At 50.7% G+C, this 17,663-nt stretch carries 15 protein-coding genes; all 15 read left to right on the top strand.

Annotated features, from left to right (window positions below; all coding sequences use genetic code 11):
• Window positions 1-114: 114 nt before the first annotated feature.
• The 15 genes from atpD (at window position 115) to csaB (ending at window position 17,656) form a co-directional block, all read left to right on the top strand.
• Window positions 115-1,518 carry a F0F1 ATP synthase subunit beta gene (gene atpD / locus RSX24_RS23785; protein WP_236413015.1) on the top strand — a complete coding sequence of 468 codons (1,404 nt, stop codon included), beginning with the start codon at window positions 115-117 and terminating at the stop codon, window positions 1,516-1,518.
• Between the two features lie 64 nt (window positions 1,519-1,582).
• Window positions 1,583-1,987: a F0F1 ATP synthase subunit epsilon gene (locus tag RSX24_RS23780; protein WP_236413013.1), complete on the top strand. Its 405-nt coding sequence runs from the start codon at window positions 1,583-1,585 to the stop codon at window positions 1,985-1,987.
• A gap of 639 nt (window positions 1,988-2,626) precedes the next feature.
• Window positions 2,627-2,884 (top strand): DUF1146 family protein, encoded by a 258-nt coding sequence (locus RSX24_RS23775; protein WP_339274966.1) that lies wholly within the window; start codon window positions 2,627-2,629, stop codon window positions 2,882-2,884.
• A gap of 523 nt (window positions 2,885-3,407) precedes the next feature.
• Entirely contained in the window at window positions 3,408-4,754 is a 1,347-nt protein-coding gene (murA, locus tag RSX24_RS23770) for a UDP-N-acetylglucosamine 1-carboxyvinyltransferase (protein ID WP_236413706.1), read from the top strand.
• A 305-nt stretch (window positions 4,755-5,059) separates the two neighbouring features.
• The gene (gene spoIID, locus RSX24_RS23765) at window positions 5,060-6,352 is read left to right on the top strand and encodes a stage II sporulation protein D (protein WP_343261982.1); all 1,293 of its coding nucleotides are present in this window, start codon (window positions 5,060-5,062) and stop codon (window positions 6,350-6,352) included.
• Between the two features lie 610 nt (window positions 6,353-6,962).
• On the top strand, window positions 6,963-7,697 hold the full coding sequence (locus RSX24_RS23760) for a peptidoglycan DD-metalloendopeptidase family protein (RefSeq protein ID WP_343261981.1): 735 nt from the start codon (window positions 6,963-6,965) through the stop codon (window positions 7,695-7,697).
• Between the two features lie 173 nt (window positions 7,698-7,870).
• Window positions 7,871-8,158: a sporulation transcriptional regulator SpoIIID gene (gene spoIIID, locus RSX24_RS23755; RefSeq protein ID WP_024632710.1), complete on the top strand. Its 288-nt coding sequence runs from the start codon at window positions 7,871-7,873 to the stop codon at window positions 8,156-8,158.
• A gap of 220 nt (window positions 8,159-8,378) precedes the next feature.
• A complete protein-coding gene (locus RSX24_RS23750; RefSeq protein ID WP_236413006.1) occupies window positions 8,379-9,377 on the top strand; it encodes a rod shape-determining protein in 999 nt (332 codons plus the stop codon).
• 104 nt (window positions 9,378-9,481) lie between these two features.
• Window positions 9,482-10,366, top strand: a complete 885-nt coding sequence (locus RSX24_RS23745; RefSeq protein WP_339274960.1) for a flagellar hook-basal body protein — start codon at window positions 9,482-9,484, stop codon at window positions 10,364-10,366.
• Window positions 10,367-10,452: 86 nt separating this feature from the next.
• Window positions 10,453-11,292, top strand: coding sequence for a flagellar hook-basal body protein (locus tag RSX24_RS23740; RefSeq protein WP_236413003.1), 840 nt, complete (start codon window positions 10,453-10,455; stop codon window positions 11,290-11,292).
• 9 nt (window positions 11,293-11,301) lie between these two features.
• The gene (locus tag RSX24_RS23735) at window positions 11,302-11,526 is read left to right on the top strand and encodes a DNA-directed RNA polymerase subunit beta (protein WP_236413001.1); all 225 of its coding nucleotides are present in this window, start codon (window positions 11,302-11,304) and stop codon (window positions 11,524-11,526) included.
• A 488-nt stretch (window positions 11,527-12,014) separates the two neighbouring features.
• Window positions 12,015-12,446 carry a 3-hydroxyacyl-ACP dehydratase FabZ gene (gene fabZ / locus RSX24_RS23730; protein ID WP_236413000.1) on the top strand — a complete coding sequence of 144 codons (432 nt, stop codon included), beginning with the start codon at window positions 12,015-12,017 and terminating at the stop codon, window positions 12,444-12,446.
• Between the two features lie 96 nt (window positions 12,447-12,542).
• Complete coding sequence (locus tag RSX24_RS23725) at window positions 12,543-14,264, top strand: phospho-sugar mutase (RefSeq protein WP_236412999.1); 1,722 nt, start codon at window positions 12,543-12,545, stop codon at window positions 14,262-14,264.
• 249 nt (window positions 14,265-14,513) lie between these two features.
• The gene (locus RSX24_RS23720) at window positions 14,514-16,535 is read left to right on the top strand and encodes a DUF5693 family protein (RefSeq protein ID WP_343261980.1); all 2,022 of its coding nucleotides are present in this window, start codon (window positions 14,514-14,516) and stop codon (window positions 16,533-16,535) included.
• Window positions 16,511-17,656 (top strand): polysaccharide pyruvyl transferase CsaB, encoded by a 1,146-nt coding sequence (gene csaB, locus RSX24_RS23715; RefSeq protein WP_343261979.1) that lies wholly within the window; start codon window positions 16,511-16,513, stop codon window positions 17,654-17,656. The genes RSX24_RS23720 and csaB overlap by 25 nt, the downstream gene beginning before the upstream one ends.
• Window positions 17,657-17,663 lie beyond the last annotated feature (7 nt).

Genomic DNA, 17,663 nt, shown 5'->3' with positions numbered 1-17,663 from the left:
AGGTTCGGCTCGTTGAAAATGGGCGTGTTTATATATGAAAGCTTGCAATGCAAGGATGAATGAACGGAACTTATTTTTGCAAAAGTAGCAGGCTTGTAGGAGGGGAACGTTAAGATGAACAAAGGACGCGTTGTGAGCATCATGGGTCCGGTCGTTGACGTCGAGTTTGAACGCGGCGGCCTGCCGGAAATCCTCAATGCCATTACGATCAAAACGCAGAACGAAAGCGGCGTTGCAATCGACCTTACGCTGGAAGCTTCCAAACATCTGGGTGACAACCGCGTGCGTTGTATTGCGATGTCTTCCACGGATGGACTTGTACGCGGCGTTGAAGCTGTAGACACAGGTGCTCCAATTTCCGTACCAGTAGGGGAAGCAACTCTGGGTCGCGTATTTAACGTGCTTGGCGAAGCGATTGATACGAATGGCGAAGTCAAAGCAGAAGTGAAAAACCCGATTCACCGAGCGGCTCCTGCATTCGACGAACTGACGACCCAAGCAGAAATGCTGGAAACGGGAATCAAAGTTATCGACTTGCTGGCCCCTTACGCTAAAGGTGGTAAAATCGGCCTCTTCGGTGGTGCCGGTGTAGGTAAAACCGTAACGATTCAGGAACTGATCAACAACATCGCCCAAGAGCACGGCGGGATCTCCGTATTTGCGGGTGTTGGTGAGCGTACGCGTGAAGGTAATGACCTTTATCACGAAATGAGCGATTCCGGCGTTATCAACAAAACGGCAATGGTCTTCGGACAAATGAACGAGCCGCCGGGCGCGCGTCTTCGCGTAGCCCTCACGGGTCTGACCATGGCGGAATATTTCCGTGATGAAGAAGGCCGTGACGTGCTGCTCTTTATCGATAACATCTTCCGTTTCACCCAAGCGGGTTCCGAAGTATCGGCCTTGCTTGGACGTATGCCTTCTGCGGTAGGTTACCAACCTACGTTGGCTACGGAAATGGGTCAATTGCAAGAGCGGATCACATCGACGAAAAAAGGTTCCGTAACATCGATCCAAGCGATCTATGTTCCTGCGGATGACTATACGGATCCGGCTCCAGCGACAACGTTTGCTCACTTGGATGCAACGACGAACTTGGAGCGTAAAATTTCCGAGATGGGTATCTACCCTGCGGTAGATCCATTGGCATCGAGCTCTCGTATCCTCAGCCCTGAGGTTGTAGGGGAAGAGCATTACAACGTTGCTCAAGGCGTTAAACGCATCTTGGCTCGTTACAATGAGTTGCAGGACATTATCGCAATCCTGGGTATGGACGAGCTCAGCGAGGAAGACCGTGCGCTCGTTTACCGCGCTCGTAAAATCCAGCGTTTCTTGTCCCAACCATTCCACGTTGCCGAAGCGTTCAACGGTATTCCGGGTAAATACGTTCCGGTTAAAGAAACGGTGCGCAGCTTTAAAGAAATTCTCGAAGGCAAGCATGACGATCTTCCGGAAGCAGCTTTCCTCTTCGTGGGCACCATTGAAGAGGCAGTGGAGAAAGCCAAAACTTTGGTATAATCCGATCCGGGATTGTCCTTAATGAAGTGAGCTATCCTTCGGATAGTTTTCAGGAGGGATGGAATTGAGCACCTTATTGTTGGAAATCGTTACCCCAGAGCGACTTGTATATTCCGAACAAGTGAATAGCCTTATCGCTCGTGGTGTTGAAGGGGAGCTTGGCATTCTGCCAGGGCATATTCCGTTGGTAACTCCTTTGCAAATCGCACCAATCACGATCAAAAACGGAAAGCAAGAAAAGCTGGTTGCCGTAGGTGGCGGCTTTATTGAAATCCGTAAGGATAAGGTTGTTGTACTTGCAGAGAGCGCCGAGTTTCCGGAGGACATCGATGTGGACCGTGCTCGTGCGGCAAAAGAGCGGGCGGAGCGCCGGCTTAGCAGCCAGAGCAATCAGGATCATTTCGATCATCGTCGTGCAGAAATCGCACTGCAAAAAGCGATTAACCGGATCAACGTTTACGGCAAATAAACAATTATGAGGGGCCTGGCAGTCTAACTGCCGGGCTTCTTTTTAAGGTTGCAGTTCTTCTTGTGATGCGTGCTTGAACATCGTAACGGTGATGATCTTGTTTAAATGCGTTGTGATGGATCGAGAGGATCGAGCGAATCGTGGGAATATGTACCTTTTCGTTGGTTAGAATAGGCGTAGTTTCTTTCACGAAAACGTCTTCTATGATCCGTATAACCTCCTTAAAAAGGGAGATTAGGGGATAGTTCTGCGGGTTTTTTTTCTAGTTTTTGATTAGCAAACCTACATAATTGATTATGATATAGGACTAAAGTAATAGGTATCTTTACCACTTAGAGAACCATTTTTTGGCCGCGAAAACCGGAATTATTTCCGAGGAAATGACAAATTCGATATCGAAAAAACGCTCTTTTATGTCGTTTTGGTTACCTAATCCTGACCGTTTGATTTTAGAATAGTTTAGTAAAGTGGAAATCAATGTAATTGACAAGGTATGATGAAAGAGCCTATATTCCATAGAGTCAGATGATGCAAAAAAATGTGTGGGATAACTTTGGAAGAAGGCCATATCATGCTTAGGTAGTGAAGGACAATTTGAATTGTTCGGATTGCTGTAACAAATGCGGAGGTAATGAATATATGGATAATGATCTGACGAATCAGGTAAACCAGACATTAAGCGCAAACGGCTTGATTTCGATCTGTGTATCGCTGTTGTGTATCGCGGTGGCGTGGTGGGCCTTGCAAAATCTAAAGCTGGAACTCATCATTAGGCAGCCGAAAGGACCTCAAGGCAGATTGCTGCATTTGTTGTTGGCGATTATCGTTGGTCATGCGGTATCCGGTTTCGTCATTGACTATATGTCCTGGACCCAGATGCTTCGCTATTTGTTTTGAAGAAGATATGGTTGGTTAATCATCTGTTAGGCTCTCATGCAGCGTCGTTGTCGAATAACATCGATTGATTGTGTTAACAATTAGAATAAGATTGAAGGACAATTGCCGATTGGGAAAAAAATGTGACACAAAATTGGATGGTTTTGATTCATTTTCTCTAAAAATGCTTGTAACCAACAATTCAACGGTGTTATGATGGAAGTTAGGGAATTCACATTTTTTATTTTAAATTTGAAGGCTATAAAGGGATACCCGGTTCAATCCGGCTAAAAATCATCCCGAAAAACAAGGTCGCAGGCCGGTTGGGCATTCATGATTTATTTCAAACGTCCAGAGGCATTCGTCACGACATGTGGTATCATCTATTTGGATCATAAACCAATCTTTTCTGATCAGACATCAAGGTGTTTTCTTACCAGACAATGTCGAAATTCCATATACAGTCATGGTCCTTTCGTTTTTTTGGAGGGGCTTATGCATTTCGGAATGAAGAAAAGGGAATAAAAGCGCGGAGGGAACCATGATGAGCAAATTTATCGTCCGCGGTGGCAAAAGATTGACCGGAAGTGTCAAAGTTAGCGGCGCTAAAAATTCCGTTCTTCCGATCATCGCTGCCTCTCTCTTAGGGGAAAAAGGCCAAAGCGTCATTGTAGACGCGCCTCCTCTAGACGATGTGATGACGATTAATAAAGTGTTGGAATCGCTGGGAGCCAAGGTTACATACCGGGACGAAGTGATTACCGTGAATGCGGAGAATTTGACTTCCTGTGAAGCACCGTATGAATGGGTAAGCAAAATGCGGGCGTCCTTTCTGGTCATGGGGCCTTTATTGACGCGTATGGGGCACACAAGAATTTCTCTCCCTGGCGGATGCGCGATCGGCACGCGGCCGATTGACCAACATCTTAAAGGGTTTGAAGCTATGGGGGCAGAGATCAGCCTCGGCCAAGGGTACATCGAAGCACGTAGCCAAGGAAGGCTGCGCGGCGCTAAAATTTATCTGGATGTAGCTTCCGTTGGAGCTACTCAAAATATTATGATGGCTGCTACTCTTGCAGATGGGGTAACCATTCTGGAGAATGCGGCAAAAGAACCCGAGATCGTGGATCTAGCCAACTACCTGAACGGTATGGGGGCCAAGGTTCGCGGAGCGGGAACAGGCATTATTCGCATTGAAGGCGTGGAGAAGCTGACCGGTGTTCGGCATACCGTCATCCCGGATCGGATCGAAGCGGGCACGTATATGGCTGCTGCAGCCATTTCTGGCGGAGACGTATACATCGAAGGTGCCATCTCGGATCACATGGGCTCAGTCATTGCCAAGATGGAAGAAATGGGCGTCACGATTATTCCTGACGAAAATGGCGTACGAGTTGTTGCAGACCGTCCACTCAAAGCGGTAGACGTGAAGACATTGCCGTACCCTGGTTTCCCGACGGATATGCAGTCCCAGATGATGGCTTTGTTGCTTGCTTCCGAAGGAACAAGCGTTGTGACGGAAACCGTGTTTGAGAATCGCTTCATGCATGTGGATGAATTCCAATTGATGAATGCGGAGATCAAGGTGGAGGGCCGCTCGGCGATCGTCACGGGCAATGCGAAACTGAAGGGTGCCAAGGTAACCGCAACGGACCTGAGAGCAGGGGCAGCCCTGATCATTGCCGGCTTGGTTGCTGAAGGTACGACGGAAGTTGGCGGCGTGCATCACATCGATCGCGGTTATGTACATTTGGCGGAAAAGCTGAATGGACTGGGTGCCGACATCTATCGGATTTCCGTCGATGAGCCGAAGCTGGAATCGGTCAAAACCCCGAACGAGAAACCGGAGGACGAAGTGCCGATGTTCAAGGTCCAACCAACCTGGGCTTAATGAACAAAAGATGATTAAAATGGAATACATGAAAGAGCTAAGCCTTAGAGCTTGGCTCTTTTTTTGCCTCTTTAATGGATAGATAGGACACGTTTACGATGCCAAATGAGAGATACTCCTTTTTAGGAGCTGATTCTATGAATAGCTGCTCCTAAAGTTCCATCTTTTTCTTTTTAGGCACCGGGCTAGCAGGCGTTTCTCTCAAATCGGGTTCTACCAGATCGTGAACGCTCATACTCTTAACTATGGAATGAAAACGAAAGATGAGTTCATAGGCTGATTACGACAATGGAGGGCTAACGAAAATGAAGGAAGCGCGTATACAGGTCAAATTGCCCCTCAACGCTCCAACGGTTGGAGAAGCAGTAGAGAACGGGGCAGAAGCCGAGGCTGCCCTGCAGCCGGTTGAGAAAAAAGACAAGCCTTTTCCAACAAGGATGCGCGAGGAGCAGGCTCATGCGCCTATTATAGAACTGGATCATTATCGCGTCGTTAAGAGGCGGCGAATGAAGGTGTTTGGACAGAATCGGGGATGGGGTCAGCGTAATCCTAGGAGGTGGCAACCTGTGGCAGCCGTATCCGCGTTGGTGGGGGTGGCATTAATTATACCGGCGATCCTGGTCTGGCCGAATGACATCAAGGTTCCACCTTCTCCGGCTTCGGCGGTGCAGGAGCAAACTTCAACTTCCAAACCTTCCCCCGTCGTACCTGTCGCGTATCCTGAGGCGGAGGTGCGGGTGTACCTATCGGGTAAAGGAACTACGATGAACCTGCCTCTGGAAGAGTATGTAGCGGGGGTAATCGCGGCGGAAATGCCCTCGGACTTCCAGCTAGAGGCGTTAAAAGCCCAGGCGATCGCAGCGCGCACATTTATCGTTCGACGTCTGGAGGCCAACGATACAAGCGGCGTGCCGGGTGGGGTCGCTGACGTGACCGATACCGTAAGCCATCAGGTTTTTCTTCCGCCGGATCAAGTGAAGACCGAGTGGACAAAGCTCGGAAAAACGAAGGACTGGGAGAAGCTGCAGCAGGCCGTTCGTGAGAGCAAGGACACCGTGATGACATACCAAGGCAAGCCGATTACGGCATCCTTTTTTTCGACAAGCAACGGTTATACGGAAAATGCAGAAGATGTGTGGGGAAATGCGGTACCCTATCTGAAAAGCGTGGACAGCCCCTGGGACAAAAAGGTAGCTCCGGGATTCGAAGAGACCGTGACGATGAGCCGGTCCGAAATCCTTCGAAAACTGCAGCTTGGCGATGACGCGATTCCCGCAACGGCCCAGAACGGCGGATCCTGGATGGAAGTGCTGTCCACGACCGCAGGACATCGAATCAAGCAAGTGCGGATCGGAAGCAAAGTGTTCGGCGGACCGGAAGTCCGAAACCTGCTCGGTCTGCGGTCCAGCCAGTTCACCTGGGCGGCAGAAGGGGATGAGGTGCGGATTACGACATACGGCTACGGTCATGGCGTCGGTATGAGCCAATGGGGAGCCAACGGCATGGCGCAGGAGGGGTATACCGCAACGCAGATCCTGAAGCACTACTATACGGGTATCTCCTTTGGACATGCATCCAAGATGCTGGCAAAGCAATAACCCCAGAGAGATCGGATGAGGATCTCCACAAAAAAGAACTTGTTTCCTGATAAGCCCCCAATCTCTATCTGATCTTTAAACATACCAGATTCTCATTAATGGGATAGGCTGCATGCCCGGCAGGTGACGTGAGCTGTACTTCAGCCTTATAGATCAACTAGGCCTTTAATGGCGAGGTAAGCTAGAACCAAGCCACCTACCATACCCAGCCCAATCACAAAGCTTTCAAGACTTGGCTATACTCTATCGGATTGAGATTACACGAGAACGGAGCAGGCAGAATAAATCTGAAGAAGCGAAGCGCTCGCCTTTATCCCCGGATTTTCCCCCTTAGAGAAGGGGAATCAAAAAAATCCGGGGATAACAGCGATCGGAAGATGGTACTGCACTCGTAGTGGCCTCTTGGGATTGATTAGTACGGTTTATATAAAGGAATAATAGAAATCCAGGGATAACAGCAATCGGAAGATTGTTCTGACAGCGTAGTGGCACAGTGTAATCCGGCAAATTAGGCATGTATAGCACTCTCTGAAAGCTTTGTGAAAATAATTAGAGTCGCCCGTGTATAAAAGAGTTGCACCCGGTAACACTTGTTACTGAGGTGATCAAGATGAATGAACAAAACAAAAAAACCATCCAGGAAGAGACTCCTAAAACAACTCAAGGAGTACCGGCAAGCCAGCCTTCTTCATGGAAAAGAGCAATGTCCAAACGCTGGGTGTTCCCGGCAGCTTACATCGCGGCAGCAGGTATTATACTAACCTTAGTTTGGGTCTATCAGGGAACAAGCCAAAAGACGCTTGAATCCAAACCCACGGGTGTAGTAGAAAACGGCTCCGTAGCTACGGGAGAAACAGCAGCGGAAGAGGGTCAGGAAAGTGTGGAAGTGGTCGCGAAGTCGGAGAATTTTGCATGGCCTGTAAGCAACCCTTCGGAAGTCTCGGTCGTGAGACCATTCTATGACAATGAAGGATCTGCCGAAGAGCATGAGGCGGCGATGGTTCAGTACAACGACACATTCATTCCGAATACAGGCGTGGATCTGGCTCGTGGGGATAATGAAACCTTCGAAGTCAAAGCAGCGCTCGGCGGCAAAGTTACCCGAGTTGAACAAAACCCGTTGACGGGTCAAGTCGTGGAAATTACGCACGATGGAAATCTCAAAACGGTTTACCAAAGCTTGGCCGACGTCAAAGTGAAACAAAACGATGAAGTGAAATTGGGAGACACCATTGCTTCCGCCGGCGTGAGCGAACTCGGCAAAACGTTGGGTAATCACCTTCACTTCGAAGTGTACGAAGACGGACAGCCGGTTAATCCGCAAGGATACCTTCCGGAAAAGTAAAATGGTTTATGCCTGATCCGCATGAAGGAGCAGAGGGTTTGTCCCTCTGCTCTTTTCTGTGCTTTTGTTAAAATAATGGGACCTTTGAAGCATGTCACGCTCCAAACCGAGAATATCTAGACCTGCCCCTCATATAATGTACCAAACTATCCACACAGTAGGGAGGCGGGAGCGTGCACGATTACATCAAGGAACGGACCATTAAAATCGGTCGCTGCATTGTTGAGACGAGAAATACGGTCCGAACCATTGCTAAAGAATTCGGCGTATCCAAAAGCACGGTGCATAAGGATCTGACGGAGCGTCTGCCTGAAATCAACCCGGATCTTGCTGACCAGGTGAAGCATATTCTGGAGTACCACAAGTCGATCCGCCATTTGCGGGGCGGGGAAGCAACCAAAATCAAATACAAAAAAACAAGCGGAAAAAAACGCGAAGTATTGGCTTCTGCCAAATCATGAAGGAGCGGGAAAAGACATAGGCCAAAAAGCTCACAAACGGATTGAATCCCTCCCCTGAAGTATGATATGTTAAAAGCTGGTACAGGATCGAATTATGACATCTTATCAGCCCGATTTTTACATATAAATGCTGCACTTTGTCGAACGAGCGGTGACGTGATAAGGGACTCTTTTTCACAGGATACGCTGACCAAAATAATATCACTTTGGGGGCTCTTTTATGTTAAGCAAGGATATCGGTATTGATCTTGGCACGGCGAACGTGCTCATTCACGTGAAAGGAAGCGGGGTCGTTCTCGACGAACCTTCTGTCGTGACCATTGAAAGCGATACGAAGCGTGTCCTTGCGGTGGGAGAAGAAGCGCGTCGCATGGTGGGACGCACGCCCGGCAACATTGTTGCCATCAGACCGCTGCGCGACGGCGTTATCGCGGACTTCGAAATCACGGAAGCCATGCTGCGGCATTTCATCAATCGTGTGGGGGCGCGCAACTGGTACAGCCGTCCGCGTATTTTGATCTGCGCGCCGACGAACATTACCTCCGTGGAACAGAAAGCGATCCGTGAGGCGGCCGAACGCAGCGGTGCCAAAGAAGTATTTTTGGAAGAAGAGCCAAAGGCGGCGGCGATCGGCGCAGGCATGGACATTTTTCAGCCGAGCGGTAATATGGTTGTGGACATCGGCGGCGGAACGACGGATATTGCCGTGCTTTCCATGGGCGATATTGTCACCGCCTCTTCCATTAAAGTAGCAGGGGACAAGTTTGACGAAGCTATTATTAAATTCATTAAGGCCAAATACAAACTCATGATCGGCGAGCGTACGGCGGAAGATATCAAAATCGCCATCGGTTCCGTCCATCCGGACGGAGTGAAAAAAGAAATGGATATTCGCGGGCGTGACATGGTATCGGGTTTACCGGTTACAGTCACCATCTCGGGGAGTGAGGTACAGGAAGCGCTCTGGGATTCGGTGCAGTCGATCATCGCGGCTGCCAAATCGGTATTGGAGCGGACACCGCCGGAATTGTCGGCGGACATTATCGACCGGGGCGTTGTGTTGACGGGCGGAGGAGCGCTGCTCAATGGATTGGACGAACTGTTAACCAACGAGCTTCACGTACCGGTATGGGTAGCAGAGGACCCGATGCATTGCGTCGTCAAGGGAACGGGAATCATGCTGAACAATTTGGATCAAGTCGTTAAGAAAAAGTTCTGATCTGCCGATATAAACATCAAAGAGTTGTCCGGAAGGAAGAATGGAACGGGCATATTTTCTTCCTTTTACGTAGGACAAGCATAGGATAGAAAGGGGATTACTCCATGTTAAGAGGGCTGTATACCGCCGCTGCCGGCATGATTACGCAGCAGCGCCGCCATGACACCGCCACCCAGAACATCGTGAACATGAACACAACAGGATATAAACAGGTCAACAGCGTAAGCCGTTCTTTTCCGGAAATGCTGATCGGCCTGGTGGGCGGAGATGCCAATGTGCCGACGAAGCGCCTTGGCCGGCTGAACACGGGGGTATTTGCGGAAGAAAGCTTGTCCATGAACGTGCAGGGAACCCTGATGGAAAGCGGGCAGAAGAACGATTTCGCCATTTCCTCCGACCTGACCCTTAACGATCCGCAGACAGGACAACCGGTTGCCTTTAATGAATCCGGCAAATTCGTGCGTGAGGACGGAACGGTTCTTTATCAGCCGCAGGCTTATTTTACGGTTAGAGACCAGAACGGAAATACGAGATATACGCGCGACGGGCATTTCCAGATTACAGGGGATGGATCGCTGCTGAGCTCCACGGGAGCAGAAGTGCTGGACAATAATGGTCAGCCGGTTGTATTGACAGGCTCGGTCGAGCAATTTAAAGTGGATGGGCAAGGACGCTTGGTCGATGTCAATACAGGTGATCCGACGGGAGTCACTTTGGGAATCAGTGTGGTTGACCAACCGAACCAGCTGGTGCGTGAAGGTGACGGCAACTTTAGCCTGAACGGTCAAGGGGGAGCTACGGTTAGAATGATGGCCGCCGGAGACAACGTGCAGATCCGTCAAGGATATTTGGAAGGCTCCAACGTGGATGCCTCGCGTGCCACCGTTGACATGAACGCCGCTTATCGCGCATACGAAGCGAACCAGAAGATGGTGCAATTTTATGATCGCAGTTTGGACAAGGCCGTGAACGAAGTAGGGCGCGTATAACGACGCCGGCATCTACCATATGATTATTGCTGCAGCGCCGAGAGCGGAATGTGCTTGGCGAGCAGAGCAGGGAGGTTAACCCGCGGATGAACAATTCCATGATTAGCGCCATGGTTTCCATGACGGGCATTCAGCAGCGGCTGGATGTTATTGCCGATAATATTGCCAACGTAAATACGGCAGGCTATAAAAGCAAACAAGCTGCGTTTGAGGACGTTCTTACCCGAGTGCAGCAACAACCGGACAAGTACAAGCTGGATGGACGCTCATCCCCGATGGGCTACAATCTTGGTTTTGGCGTACGTTTGGCAAACTTGACCAAGGACATGGGCCAGGGATCGCTCAACCAAACGGGAAATCCTACAGATCTGGCCATTGAAGGAAACGCGATGTTTGCCGTTGAGGTAGACGGGCAAAAAATGTGGACGCGTCAAGGCGCATTCCATTTCGTGGAAGACACGAGACCTAAAGCGAATCCGAACGATCCGGACCGGATGGTGCTCGTGAACGGCGAAGGATATTTTGTGCTGGGACGCAACGGTGAACGGATCACAGCTCCGAACAACAGCAAAGTCGCTTTCGACGAAAACGGGAATCTGCTGGTTCGTCGAGGCAATGCGGCCAACGCAACCATTGCGGCACAGCTGCAAGTCGTTGACATTGAACGTCCTGAAGGACTGGTACAGTATTCGGACAATTTGTTCGGATTGGGTGCCGGGCTGACCGAAGATGACGTCTTTGGAGCGAATGCGGCAACTCGCCCTTCAACGGCAAACATTCGTCCAGGCTATCTGGAGCAATCCAACGTCGATCTGACGCAGGAAATGGCTTTGTTACTGCAAGGGCAACGAACATATCAGTTGGCAGCTCGAGCATTGACATCCAGTGATTCCATGGCGGGCCTTGCCAACAATTTGAGAGCCTAGGTGAATGCAATGACAGATACACAGCGGCAGAATGAGAAGCCGGATAAGACGAAGGTTAAGAAAAAGAAAAGCGGATGGCGGGTCCTGAGATGGTTTCTGGTTCCATTCCTGCTTGTTCTGGCCCTCGGCGGCGGCATGGTGGCCGGCTATGTGGTACTGGGCAAACAGGATTTCGGCTCCGTGTTCGAGCTGGATACCTGGAAGCATGTATATGATTTGGTGTTCGCCCCATAAAGCGGTGAAATGGATCGAAAACTCCTGCGCAGGCAGGAGTTTTCTTTTTGGCGTTGAAAACAGTATAATGGTGGGTGACGTTTGACGTTTTGACGTCAAAAGAGGCCTCCCCTGCGAAAGACGATTGTCGTCGCGAAGAGAGACCCCTTATCTTAACCTTCACTACTGCAGTCATGAAGGGTAATACTAGTGTGGACGCGAAATGAGTTTTTTATGCAAAAGAAAAATAAAAAATGAACTTGATAGGTGCTTTGTTTTAGGGATGATTCTTTTTGACGACCTAGTGGCGGGGGACGGAATCGATTCTGGAGAAGCGAAGCGTTCGCCTTTGTCTCCGAATTTCAACCTCCTTTCAAACCATTCGGAAAATTCGGAGACAACAGCGATCGGAAGAACGATCCGTAACCGGAACGGCTAAGTCGTTGGTGTTAAAATGTCAGCCATAACGGAAAAGCATCCTATCAATAGCCCCGGGAGGAGAAAATACCGTGCTCGATAGCAAACAGATTCAAGCCATCATTCCACACCGTCCCCCATTCCTGTTGGTGGACAAGATCGTGGAAATGGAGGACGGCAAACGCGCCGTCGGATTGAAAAACGTAACCATCAACGAACCGTTCTTCATCGGCCATTTTCCGGAATATCCGGTCATGCCAGGCGTATTGATCACCGAAGCATTGGCGCAGGTTGGCGCCGCGGCCATTCTTAACGTGGAGAGCAACAAGGGGAAAATCGGATTTTTGGCAGGACTCGATAACTTCCGTTTCCGTGGTCAGGTCGTACCTGGCGATACGTTGATGCTGGAAGTCGAAATTACGCGTCTCAAAGGCTCCATCGGAAAAGGCCAAGCTACGGCAAGAGTCGGAGACAAGGTTGTCGCCGAAGGCGAAATTATGTTTGCCTTGTCTGACCCAAGCTGATTTCATAAGCAGCGCATACGGACGGAGTACATTACTCTGCGTCGCTTTAGCAAGTCATTATCAATGAATTGATATCGTGGGAAGGGGTTTGCAGCAATGGAACAGTTAAGTTCGACAGCAGCACAGACATTACAGCAGTGGTTGGAGGATGCTTCGATCGATGAAGCGACGAAACAGGAACTCCGCGATTTGCAGGATCAACCGAAGGAACTCGAAGATCGCTTTTACAGAAATCTGGAGTTCGGTACCGGCGGATTGCGCGGCGTGATCGGTGCGGGAAGCAACCGCATGAACCGTTATACCGTGGGGCGTGCGACACAAGGCTTTGCGCGGTATTTGTTGGAGCAGCACGGAGACAAGGAAGGCCGACCTTCCGTTGTCATTGCGCATGATTCCCGTCACTTCTCGCCGGAGTTCGCGCTTGACGCAGCACTGGTGCTTGCAGGCAACGGCATCGTGGCCAAGCTGTTTACGTCGCTCCGTCCTACGCCTCAACTGTCATTCAGCGTGCGGCATCTGCAAGCCACCGGAGGCATCGTGGTCACGGCGAGCCATAACCCGCCGGAATATAACGGATACAAAGTGTACAACCATGAAGGCGGTCAGCTTGTTCCGCATGAGGCGGAGCAAGTAATCCAATACATTCAGGAGGTTCCTTCCCTGGCTGACGTGAAAAAGCTGACGCAGGAAGAAGCCGAAGCGCAAGGACTGCTCGTATGGCTCGGAGACGATGAAGATCGCGCATTCGCGGAAACGGTGGCCAGCGTTAGCCTGAGCCGTGAACTGATCCAATCCGGCATCGGCCGCGATTTCAAAATTGTTTTCACGCCGCTGCACGGAACCGGAAACATCCCGGTACGCCGCGTATTGGAGCAGATCGGTTTCGAGCAGGTGTACATCGTTCCCGAGCAAGAGCAGCCGGATGCCGAGTTTTCGACCGTGAAATCCCCTAACCCGGAAGAGCGCGAAGCGTTTACGCTGGCGATGAAGCTGGGCGAGTCCGTCGGCGCGGACATTCTGATCGGAACGGACCCGGATGCGGACCGCATGGGTGCGGTCGTCAAGGACAACAACGGCAAATATTTCGTGCTGTCTGGCAACCAGTCGGGTGCCATCATGGTGCACTACTTGCTGAGCCGTTTGCAGGAAACCGGCAAAATGCCGGCCAACGGCGCTGTCATTAAAACGATTGTTACCAGCGAGATGGGTGCGGTCATTGCGAAGCACTACGGCGCCGAAGTGATGAACACCCTGACGGGCTTCAAATATATCGGCGAAAAGATGGACCAATTCGCGGCAACGGGCAGTCATACGTTCCTGTTCGGTTACGAAGAAAGCTACGGCTACCTTGCAGGCAATTATGCGCGCGACAAAGATGCCATCCTGGCTTCGATGCTGATCGCGGAAGCGGCCGCTTATTACAAAAATCAAGGCAAAACGCTCTACGATGTGCTGCAGGACCTTTACAGCCAGTTCGGCACATTCCTGGAAAGACTGGAGTCCCGCACATTGAAAGGCAAGGACGGTGTTGCACAGATTCAAGGCAAAATGAGCGACTGGCGCAGCAATCCGCCAACAGAAGTTGCAGGCGTGGCCGTACAGGACGTGCTGGACTACTCTCTTGGCTTGGACGGCCTGCCGAAGGAAAACGTCCTGAAATTCATATTGGCAGACGGCTCCTGGTTCTGCCTGCGTCCTTCGGGTACGGAACCGAAGATTAAAGTGTATTTTGCCGTTCGTGGAGAGAGTCTGGAAGATGCGGAGAGCCGCATCGATCGCCTCGCTGCCGAAGTCATGGCACGGGTAGACGCCCAATAATTTGAATTTGCAATACACGCATGCAAGCGAGAAAGCCTCTCCGCACCGAAAGGTTGATTGGCGGAGAGGCTTTTTCTTTGGAATGTGAACGGAAGTCAAGCAATGAACCGTTTGCCGGTGCAATCGTCCGGATATAAGAAGGCTTGTTGACGCAAGCTGTTGATATCCGGATTCTGGCAGCAATGATGAATGGAATTGATGTTGAGCGAAAGGTGCAATTTGGTTCCAACACTTGAGGAGGTACATGTAGTGCGTCAAAAATGGCTTAAATGGAATAATGCTTCCCGGAAATGGTTGTGGATCGTCGTGATCATCGGTTTGATTGCGACCATTCCCGTCATTTCGGATCGGGTGCAGACCGAGAATTCGGCCAACAAGGTGGAGCTGGTCTTTAACTACCGGGGACTCCTGGACATCTCGACCTATCAGGCTCATCCCCAGGATTTTCTGAAAGAACAGCTGCCGCGCCTGAAAGAGGCCGGAATTACGACGATGGCCGTGTTCGAGAGCTCGCTCGACGAGCTGCGAAAATCACGGAAGTTGATGGTATATAACGGTGCGGATATCGCCACGGCGAATAAAGAAGTCGTGTCATCCAATGACAACTATACGTATGTGGTGTTCACGAGCGAAGAGAATGCGCAGACCTATGCGCCGATTATCGAGCAAACCTTTACGGACCGTGAGATCCCGGTTGTTCCATGGCAATATGAAGGCCGCAGCGGTTTGATTTTGCAGACACCTCCGGAAAATGCCAACATGCAGCCGCTCATGCCTGATCCGGGCGCGATCGAAATGCTGCGGGGATACGGATTCCACATTTTGCCCCGGATTTCGGACAGCGTTCCGTACAACCAGGAATCGATGGAACGACTGCTTACCTATTTCGAAGAGAATGGGGTAACCCGCATCCTGTTTGATGGCGATGCCGTAAAAGGATACAATGATAATGCAGAGACGAAAAGCCTGGACCAGTTCGCACAGCTGCTGAACGAACATCATATCGGCCTGGCTGCCATCGAAAATTTGAAAAAACCGCAGTCCGGGTTTGCGACACTCGCGTACAAAACGGATTACAACGTAACCCGGCTGTACTCGCTTAGCGATGCGGATGCCAACCTGGACGTGAATGTCATTGCCGACCGCTTCGTCTTGGCGACGAAGGATCGCAACATTCGCATGCTTTATATGAATGCAGCACCTAGCCGGAATACGGCCAAAGCGATGATCACCGACCCAATCGACAACCTGATCAACAGTCTTGGCGAACCGGGACATGCCGTTGAACGCATGGCGAAGCATGGTTTTGAACTTGGACAAGCCGAAGCCTTCACCGTGAAGGAATCTTCGATCCAGCGTCCTGCCAAGCTTGTTGCCTTGATTGGTGCGCTTGCCATGATTTCATTGATGGTTTCCTATTTCGTGCCTATGATTACGCTGCTCGTATTTGCGCTTGGTTTGGTGGGAAGCGCAGGTCTCTTCCTCTTGAAACCAACATTGCTGGAGCAGGGCGTAGCGTTGTTGGTAGCCATTAGCGCGCCGACCATAGCGGTCATTCTTGCCGTTCGCTCCGTGAATGAACAACAGAGACGCAATCCGGATGCGCCGGCAGGTCGCAGACTGAAACAATCATTGATTTTATATGTCAGAACTTCAATTTTATCATTGCTCGCCGTTCCCTTTATGATTGCGCTGTTGAACAATATTACGTATAGCCTGGTTATTAACCAGTTCCGCGGCGTTAGTTTGCTGCATTTTGCTCCAATGGGCCTGGCTGCCATTTATATCCTGTTTTATCGGGGTAAGGGCACCATCTCTGTTCAGCAGATCAGAGGTTTGCTGTTGACTCGGATTAACATTTTGATGGTAGTACTCGCCGTGATTGCCGCAGGCGCAGGGTATTATTATTTGACCCGCACGGGCAATGCCGGTTCGGTGACGCCGTTTGAAATGTTCCTGCGTACGGCGCTGGAGGATACGTTCGGCGTTCGTCCAAGATTTAAGGAATTCGTGCTGGGACATCCGCTGTTTATCGTTGGTGTGTTCGCTGCATTAAAATATCGGAATGTCGTGTTTGTACTGTTTATTGCAGCCATCGGACAGCTGTCCATGGTTGATACGTTTGCGCATATCCATACACCGGCCGTACTGTCGCTTATTCGCGGCGTGATGGGGCTGGGCATCGGCCTGATCTTCGGACTCATCGCCATCGGTGTATGGCAAGTAGCGGAAGGATGTTGGAAAAAATGGTCACCACTTCTCAAAAGTTAGTCATCTCGGGATATTACGGTTTTCGCAACAGCGGAGACGAAGCGGTGCTGAAATCTATCCTGACATCGCTGGAAGAGGAGAGCCGACGCTCGGGCATAACGATCGAGCCGATCGTGCTTTCCATTGACCCGGAGTCGACCGCCTCTATGTATGGAGTGCGGTCCGTGCACCGGATGAAGTTCAAAGAGGTTCGCGAAGCCATCAAGGAAAGCGACGGACTGATCAGCGGCGGCGGAAGCCTTTTGCAGGACGCGACCGGGTTGAAGTCCATTCCGTATTACCTTGGCGTGATCAAGCTGGCCCAGTGGATGAAGAAACCGACCTTTATCTATGCGCAAGGCATAGGGCCGGTGAATCGAAAGATTTTTAATCCGATGATTCGTTCGGTTTTCAAAAGCTGTAAATACATTTCCGTGCGGGACGAGCAATCGGCCGAATATTTGCGCCAGCTCGGATTGCAGTGGAACAAGATCAATGTGGTGCCGGACCCTGTGATGGGGCTTCCGCTGCCTGACGAAACACAAAATCGCAATGCATCTGTATCGTCTTCCAAGGCCAAGGACGGCAAGCTCCCGGTGATCGGCGTCTCGGTCCGTTTCTGGGAATCGGATCGCAAAGAGCTTCATGCCATCGCGGCCGGGTTAAAGAAGCTGTGCACGCACAAAAACGTGCATCTGCGTTTCATGCCCTTTCACCTGCCAGGCGATGAGCAGGCTTCGCGTTTCGTGATGGAAATGATCGGAGACGTGTCCGGCAAAGGCAGCGAAATCAGCATCACGCAGGATTTGACCGACCCGCAGCTTATGCTGCAGGAAGTCAGCAAGTGCGATGTCATGATCGGCATGCGCCTGCACAGCCTGATCTACGCGGCTTCGCAGTACGTGCCGCCTGTCGGTATCTCGTACGATCCGAAGATCGACCAGTTCCTGCTGCGCCTGGACAGTGAGTCGGTGGGCGATACGAAGGCGCTGGATGCCGACAAACTGGCCAAAACGGTGGCCAAATTGCTGGATCAGCGCTCGCAGTGGTTGAAGGAGCGCGAAGAAGGCATTACAGAGCTGAAGCAGGAAGCCAAAGTGCCTGCACAGCAAATTATTAACTATTTGGGCCGCAAAGGGTGAAATGAAG

It is taken from the genome of Paenibacillus hubeiensis, assembly GCF_032334105.1.
Lineage (GTDB): Bacteria > Bacillota > Bacilli > Paenibacillales > Paenibacillaceae > Paenibacillus > Paenibacillus hubeiensis.
Note: the sequence above shows the minus strand (reverse complement) of the source record. Positions and strands in the feature narration are given on the sequence as shown.